Genomic DNA, 8404 nt, shown 5'->3' with positions numbered 1-8404 from the left:
GGCTCCGCCTATTTTTTTATTTAATGTATTCCATTTCCTAATTTCCTGGAATTAAGCTTAACATATAATCCTCAATAAATTTTATTTATCAAAATGAATGCATTTTTAAGAGAACTTTAAGAATAGGTAAAGAAGTATGTAAGTGCTGGTTAGTAATATGAACATAATCATTATGTGAATTTAACTTAATGATATATTTAATTCTTCTCAGATTCAGAATAACAGTCTGTTCGAAACAAAACATACACATTTTAATTGAAGAAATTTGAGAGAAACAGATTTTATATTAGTGACATTTAAGGAAAGAGGATTAAGATGGAGAATCGGTTATTTCTTAGAGATAAAAATAAGATGTGTAATGATTTGACATTTGAAGAATTACAGATGACCAAACAAGTAATGGATGAATTAGTAATGATGGCAATTATGGATTCTGAATGGAAATTAATATATGTAAATAACTACTTTTTAGATACAGCTGAATATACACAAGAATATTTGTATTTGAAAGATTTTTGGCATTTGAATTTCAAGTGCCACACACCGAAATTTTTTGCTAATATAAAAGAAGTGATTAGTGGAGGAGAAAAATGGATAGGTGAATTTTGCATATATAAGAAATATGGAGAAAAAGTGTGGCTTAAAGTTAATATTATCCCGATAGTAGATGGAAATGAAAAAGTGATTCAGTATTTCTTGATTTTTTTTGAAGGTGATAAAGGAATAAATGATAAAGAGTGGAAATATATGGCCCATCATGATGAGCTAACGGATTTACCGAATCGAAGAATGTTAAAATATTGCTTTGAGCAATATATTGCTGAAGCGAATCAGAAACAGACAAAGCTTGCTGTGCTATTTATCGACATTGATCATTTTAAAGAAATAAATGATAAGTACGGACATAGGGTTGGTGATTTAGTATTAAAAGAAGTGGCAAATCGATTACGAATGGTTAGTTTATTTTCAAAAAAGCATCAAGTGTTTAGGCAAAGTGGAGATGAATTCATTGTTTTATTAGATGACGTAGAAAATGTAAAGGAAAAAGTTGAATCAATTATTGCCTTATTCAACGACCCATTTAGTGTTATGGAATATATCTTTTATGTACAGATAAGTGTAGGTATTAGTATATTTCCAGATCATACAAGAAATAAAGAGGAATTGATTGAATATGCTGATATAGCAATGTATGAATCAAAAAATTGCGTAGTAAGTAATTATACATTGTATAAAACAAGTTTAGATGAGTTAAATTGAAATTATAATAATAAAATAGGAGTTTAGATAGTGAGGCTTTATTTCAATAGCAAAAAATTATGGAACTTAATAATAATAATTCTGCTTATATTGAGTACGTGGAGTATCTCTGCATTTATTTCTCCACATAAAAAGAAACAACCGATTGCAGGTGAAACACTTATAGTAGAAAAATTTATTCAAAGAAACTTACAAAATAACGTTGGTTTAATTCGTACCAATATTACATCTCGAAAGGATGTCTATTTGTCAGAGACAGTAGGATTATGGTTAGAATATTTAGTTGCTAAAAATGATCTTACTCAGTTTCAAAAACAGATAGAGGTATTAAAGAATTACTTTTTAACAGATGATTATCTCGTTATATGGGAATTACAAGGAAGTAAAAAAGCCACTGCTAATGCGTTTATTGATGACTTAAGGATAATAGATGCACTGTTTACAGCAGGTAAGCAATGGAATGCTTCTGAATATACATCATTAGCGCAGAAAATGAGTAAACAACTTATTAGTTATCAAACTGTGAACAATCTTATGGTAGATTTTATTGATCTTAAAGAAAAAACAAAAGGGCAAGATCTTACTCTTAGTTACATTATTCCAACCGGTTTTGAACAAATGAAACATGCAGGTTTGTTACCAGAAAATATTTATCAGGAAACAAAGAATTTACTATTTAATGCACCTATATCTGAATTAGGTTTTTTTCCAAAGAAATTTAGTATTGTTCAAGAAGATTATATTTTTGATCAAAAAGTCAATTTAATTGATCAATTATATACAGGTTATCATCTCGCCAAATGGGGTGGTAATGTAAGCGAACTGCTAACTTTTATCAAGACAGCGTACTCACATAGTAAAGGTAAATTATATGGTCAATACGATGGTATAACTGGTAAACCTATTGTCCAATATGAGTCTCCTGCTGTTTATGCGTTAGCTATATTAATGTGCTACGAAGTGGGTGAGGATGATTTTGCTAACAAACTATATAAGCGAATGAAAAAGTTACAATATAAGCGTACGAATTCTCCATACAATGGAGGCTATATTGATGTTCATACAAAAGAAACTCATACATTTGATAATTTACTAGCTTTATTGGCTGAAAGAAGGGTATTAGATGAGAAAGATTTTCGACAGTGAAGTTAAGATTCTCCTTTTAGTCATAACATTTATTATGTTATTGCATATACCAGGTTACTTTTTAATTAAAGAAGGAACTGCAGGTATTCTATTATATGGTTTTTTAGTTTTATTGGTTTTTATTGCATTTCTTTTTGGCACTGTTACAGGATTGTATAGTAGTTTAATTTTTATTTTTATCATTGGATCGGGCTTGGTTTATTTAAGTTTAACACATACTTCAAATCCATTTAGTACAACAACGTTTGAAATGCCACTATTTCTAGGTTATGGATTTCTCCTAATTATCATGGTGCTAATAGCAGGGAAAATCCATGATAATATTACGAATTTAGGGAAAATGAACCGGCGTCTTGTCGATGAAAATAGTCAGTATGTAGCAGTGGATGTAGATACCGGTTTTGATAATAAACATCGAATGGTTATAGAAGTAGAAATGGAAATGAAACGAGTGAAGCGTTATGGTGGAGCATTCACTCTTATATTATTACAAATGGATCATTTTGAAGATTTTAAAAAATTATATGGAGAAAAAGAAACTAGCCACCTCCTTCTTTCTTTAGGTGAAGCTATGCTAGATGTAATGCGTTTAACAGATCGGAAGTTTCGTTATGAACAGGATCGTTTCGCACTGTTATTAACACATACTGATAGTAAATCTGTTGAGATTGTCTATGAGAAATTAGTGCAAAGAATTACGACTCATCAATTATTGAATAATAAGTATGTTACTCTTTCTTTTCGATCAGGGCATATAGCTTATGAACAGCATTCATCTATTGAAGATTATCAGGCTTTGTTCTCACAGGTAGAAAGTGAGATGGTATTTCGTGAATTATAAAAGAATTATACTGTTATTACTGTTTGTGTTTATTTTTCAATTATTTAGTGCTGTGTCAATAGTAGAAGGTAAAGAGAAAAAGCCTATAATCCGAATTATATATATGACTAAAAATCAATTAGTAAATGAAAAGGTATATTTTATTGAAGCAACATTAGCTGCATTTGCATCGAAAACGGAGATAATATCTGCTAATGATTTTAATCAAAAAACAGTCAAATATAGTGACATTCTTGTATTTGTGGGGGATACGAAAGACACGGTTCCACAGGCTGTACAAGAAACTTTTAGAAAACATAAAGGTAAAATAATTGCATTAGGAGAAAATGTAGAGCAACTTTTTCCTTTTAAGAGTTGGGGTTTTTTAGGTGAAGGTTATATTAGGAATTTAGACGGGCAAGAATTATCATCGACTATTCCCGTAGTTCGTGTAATTCCACCAAAAGGTAGTGAAATTATTTCAATGGGCGAAGATTTCACGAGGAAATATCCTTTTGTTGTAAAAAAAGGGAGTTTATCTTATATTGCAACTACTTCTTTTGATATTCAACAAAAATATAGCATTACTCGTGGGCTATATACCATTTTAGAGCAAAAGCAGCCTGATGTTCACCCTGCGTTTATTCGATTGGAGGATATTTCACCTTTAACTGATCCAAACAACTTGAAAGAAGCAGGAGAATATTTAGCAAATCGAGGTATACCATTTTATATGTCAGTAGTTCCTGTTGCCTTGAGTAACAAGAATGGTAAGTTAGTGACATTTTCACAAAATAAAAAGCTTCTGAATGTCATTAAAAAATTACAAACTCGTGGAGGAATGATTATTGTAAATGGATACTCGCGTTCATATCGTTTTGAAGAAAAGGGAGATGGATTTGAATTTTGGGATGTAAAAATGAATCAGCGGATAATAACGGAAAAAACAGATCAGATACCACCGAAGCAAAAAGTGAGAAGTGATTTTCCTTCAGAGAAGGAGTACGAAAAATATATTGTAAGTACAGAAGAAATAGAAACAGAATACATTGAAAAGAAATTGACGAAATCCATAGAAGAGTTGACTGACTTAGGATTATATCCTGTTGCGTTTGAAGCACCTAATTATGCAATGAGTTCCAATGGTTATCGAACAGCTTCTAAATTCTTCTCAACTATTTTTGGTCAAATTCAATTAAGTGATGAAGATAGAAGCATTGTAGGAGTTCCTCTCTTAATTGCTGAACCAAAAGTTCTAGCTGGAATGAGAGTTTATCCAGATACAATCGGTTTTATTAATCCAGCTTTATCAGATCCTTTGCAAGATATGAGATTAACAATCAGAAGACTCCAGACTGTGCCGGGCTCGATGATAGGAGGGTATTATCATAGTTATTTAGGAAGCAAATACTTACCTCAAATGATTGAATTAATTGAATCCGTACCTAATATTGATTGGTTAAATTTAAAAAGGAACGAATATTTAGTTAAAACAGAAAAGATAATGATTAAACAAGAAGTAGAAAAACCTATAAATATTATTTCAAACAAAACATATGCAGATCGTCTCCTCCAGCAAATGAAAGACAAACCGTTTGACTTCCTACTTTGGGTACTGGTTGGTGTCGTATCTGTGACGATTACAGTCTTTTTAGTCTATATTTTACGGTTAAAAACACAATTGAGAAAGCGACTGTTTGAGGAGAGGAAAAATCATGGCTGATATTTTGTTTTATATATCGCTCATATTAATTTGGGGAATGTTATTATATCATATGTTTTTAATGCAAGGTGGATATCGTCAATTTAAAACATTTGAGAAAGTAATACCCCAGTGGGAACGGAATATGACGAACTTGCCAAGTGTAAGTGTGTTCATACCTGCACATAATGAAGAAGTGGTTATTGGGCAGACGTTACAAGCTATGTCTCGTTTATATTATCCGAAAGATAAATTAGAAATAATTGTTATTAATGATAATTCTTCTGATCGAACAGGAGAAATTGCCAATGAATTTGCAGAAAACTATTCTTTTATTCGAGTTATAGAAACAAAACCACCGAATAAAGGTATTGGAAAATCAAGTGCATTAAATGAAGCACTAGGGCAATCAAATGGTGAAATAATTGTAGTTTATGATGCAGATAATACGCCTGAGAGAAAGTCAGTTTGGTATTTAGTAATGGGATTATTAAATGACTCAAAATCAGCCGTAGTTGTCGGTAAATTCCGCGTAATAAATGCTGCAAGAACATGGCTAACTCGATTTATAAATATTGAAACTATATGCTTCCAATGGATGGCACAAGGTGGTCGATGGAAATGGTTTAAGGTCGCTACTATCCCTGGTACGAACTTTGCTATTCGTCGAAATATTATCGAACTATTAGGTGGGTGGGATGTGAAGGCATTAGCAGAGGATACGGAATTAACTATTCGAGTTTATAATCTAGGCTATAATATTCGTTTTTTTCCGGCTGCTATAACGTGGGAACAGGAACCTGAAACATTGAAAGTATGGTGGAGACAAAGGACACGGTGGGCTCGTGGAAATCAATATGTCGTTTTAAAGTTTCTTGGTCAGTTCTTCAAATTAAAAAGAAAACGAATTATTTTTGATTTATTCTACTTTTTCTTTACTTATTTCCTTTTCTTCTCTGGGGTAATTGTATCGAATGCGTTGTTTGTAACAAATATGTTCTATGAGCTAGATCTATCGATAGGTAATGTTGCATTGGCACTGTGGATACTAGCATTTTTATTGTTTTTAGCAGAAGTAATGATTACGTTAAGTATAGAAAAAGCTGAAATGAATCGGAAAAACTTTTTTTATGTATTATTAATGTATTTCACATATTCTCAAATGTGGATTGTGCTTGTAATCTATGCTTTATTTCTCGAAGTAAAACGTGTTCTTTTCCGTCAAGACGTAAAATGGTACAAAACTGAACGATTTGGTCAAAAAAAACAAGGGGGATCATTATGAAGCACTTCTTAAAAAAGGCCTTGTTTTTGGCTTCTGTTCTATTACTAAGTGTGATTTCAATGGTAGATGTTGCAAAAGCAAGCTCACAAATTAAAGTAGAGGGAATAAAAATCAGTAATTCAAATCCTTTACCAGAGCGACAAATAGTTGCGAATAGCCCTATAGAATTAATGGGGCCTAAAGGTGGAATAACTCTAAATTATAATTTAATTGCAAATGCTACAGGTGATAATAATAAATTGATTTTGAAGATTAGACATTCAGAATTATTAATTGCACCATCATCTATTACGATAAGTATAGACGGTCAAACCATTGTATCGAAGCCCTTACATGCTGGAAATGTGAAGGCAGATCTTACAATTCCATTGACAGGTAATGCTTTGAAAAAGGGTTTTCACAGTGTAACCATTTCATTTTATGGTGTAATCAAAGAGGGTGTGTGTGTCGATCAAGATTCATCAAGTAATTGGCTCACATTAGGTATTGATTCTTATTTTCAGTTAAACAACCAATTGAATGATGAAACACAGGCACTTAAGGACTTTCCCTTATTATTTATAGGGACATCAGAGAAACCTGTATATATCGTTTTACCAGATCAAGCCTCATTGCCAACATTAAATAGCGGATTACAAGTTGCTGCATATTTAGCAGAGCAATCAAATAATGAACAGTCAGTTCAAATAGTTAGAGAGTCAAAGCTGAAGAGTTTGGAAGGGAATATAATCTTGTTAGGTGCAAAAAAGGAGTTTTCTTCATATTTTATAACAAGTTTGTTAAAGAAAGCAGTATTGCCGGAAAATGATTCAGCTCTCATTCTATCAAGGCATAAGCTTACAAGTGGTAATAATAGTTCTGAAGCGTTAATTGTAACGGCAAATCTACCTGAGCAAATACAGCAGCGAATCAACATTCTTACCAATAATCAATTGAATACACAATTAACAGGTAGACAAATATCTATTGAGAAGAGTCCAGTTATAAAAAAACAAGAGAACAAGAATACTATAATGTTAAAAGAATTTGATATGAAAGATATTGTTTTAAATAGCGAGAATAATCAGAGTAAACATTATTATTACTATGTACCTATCTCGCTGAATCCAAATGATAAACCGTCATTAACATTACATTTAAAACGCTCTGAATTGATTTCTAATTTAAATGAAAAACTAGAAGAAGGTTCTATTGTGAGAGACGAGGTTGAATTAGTTGTTTTAGTAAATAATATTCCACATTCAGTTAATATACGTTCTTTGACAAAGGAAGAGAATGGTGTATACACGGTTAAACTGCATATTAAATCCGATGCTATTAAAGAAAATAGGTTAATAGATCTTCAATTTGTATCTAATGGTTTACGCGAAAAGAAATCTTGTGTAACTACAGATGAAAATCGATGGATTTTTCTTACTGCTGATAGTTATTTCAAATTTAAATCAAATGATACAAACGTAGAAAAAAACCCTTCTCTAGCGGGTTATCCAGCTACTATTAGTGGAAGTGGAATAGCAACAACCATTGTTATACCTGACAAAGGAAATATTACTGATAATCAATTATTGCAGTTATATCGTTCTCTAAGTATAAATGGTCATGTAAATGAATTGAATTTATCAAAGGCGACTAGTGTACAAAAGGAAGATTTGAAAAATCAAAATGTCATTTTTATTGGTGGTCCAAAAAATCAACCTTTATTACAGGAGATTAAAAACAAATTAATAGTACCTTATAAAAATGATAAAGCGCAATTAGCGGAATTTGGTTTTATTCCTGAAGTAACTGAAATGTTTAGTTGGATTCAAAAGAATCCATGGAGTAAACAAACTAACAGTATTCTAGTTTTTGATACTAATAAAGAAGGTACTCCTTATATTGGAGCATCATTTCTCGAAAATATAAAAAATGTAAATCAAGATGCAACAATAGCAGTTAACACTTATAGCAATCAACTATTTACAAATGCTGAACAAATAGAAAAACAAGCTGAAACGGTTGTTATAGAGGAAAAAGTCCATAAAGAAGAGCCTTTACAATTTTCTATTTGGTTGGTAGTTGGTTTAGGAGCATTACTTGTCTTTGCTGCGGTTTTAATATTTGTTTTACAAAAGAGAAAAAAGAAAGAATAATCATCAAAAAATCTTCTCCTTTTTGATGGATGTACATACTCATGGGGGGATTGCATCTA

General features: G+C 31.5%; 6 protein-coding genes. All 6 read left to right on the top strand.

Features of this window, described 5'->3' with window-relative positions; all coding sequences use genetic code 11:
* Nucleotides 1-315: 315 nt before the first annotated feature.
* Genes TX86_RS09530 through TX86_RS09505 form a run of 6 tightly spaced genes read left to right on the top strand, consistent with a single transcriptional unit; the run spans nt 316 to nt 8345 of the window.
* Nucleotides 316-1260, top strand: coding sequence for a sensor domain-containing diguanylate cyclase (locus tag TX86_RS09530; RefSeq protein ID WP_052343616.1), 945 nt, complete (start codon nt 316-318; stop codon nt 1258-1260).
* 30 nt (nt 1261-1290) lie between these two features.
* Entirely contained in the window at nt 1291-2406 is a 1116-nt protein-coding gene (locus tag TX86_RS09525) for a hypothetical protein (protein ID WP_052343615.1), read from the top strand.
* Nucleotides 2384-3247 (top strand): diguanylate cyclase domain-containing protein, encoded by an 864-nt coding sequence (locus TX86_RS09520; protein WP_042348347.1) that lies wholly within the window; start codon nt 2384-2386, stop codon nt 3245-3247. The genes TX86_RS09525 and TX86_RS09520 overlap by 23 nt, the downstream gene beginning before the upstream one ends.
* Nucleotides 3237-4949 (top strand): DUF2334 domain-containing protein, encoded by a 1713-nt coding sequence (locus tag TX86_RS25725; protein WP_052343614.1) that lies wholly within the window; start codon nt 3237-3239, stop codon nt 4947-4949. The genes TX86_RS09520 and TX86_RS25725 overlap by 11 nt, the downstream gene beginning before the upstream one ends.
* Nucleotides 4942-6213, top strand: coding sequence for a glycosyltransferase family 2 protein (locus tag TX86_RS09510; RefSeq protein WP_042348345.1), 1272 nt, complete (start codon nt 4942-4944; stop codon nt 6211-6213). The genes TX86_RS25725 and TX86_RS09510 overlap by 8 nt, the downstream gene beginning before the upstream one ends.
* Entirely contained in the window at nt 6210-8345 is a 2136-nt protein-coding gene (locus tag TX86_RS09505; protein ID WP_042348343.1) for a cellulose biosynthesis cyclic di-GMP-binding regulatory protein BcsB, read from the top strand. Before TX86_RS09510 ends, TX86_RS09505 begins: the two co-directional genes overlap by 4 nt.
* The last annotated feature ends 59 nt before the right edge of the window (nt 8346-8404 follow it).

It is taken from the genome of Bacillus massiliigorillae (genome assembly GCF_000380245.2).
Classification (GTDB): Bacteria; Bacillota; Bacilli; order Bacillales; family DSM-1321; genus Bacillus_AD; species Bacillus_AD massiliigorillae.
This window is presented reverse-complemented; position numbering and strand designations above follow the sequence as displayed.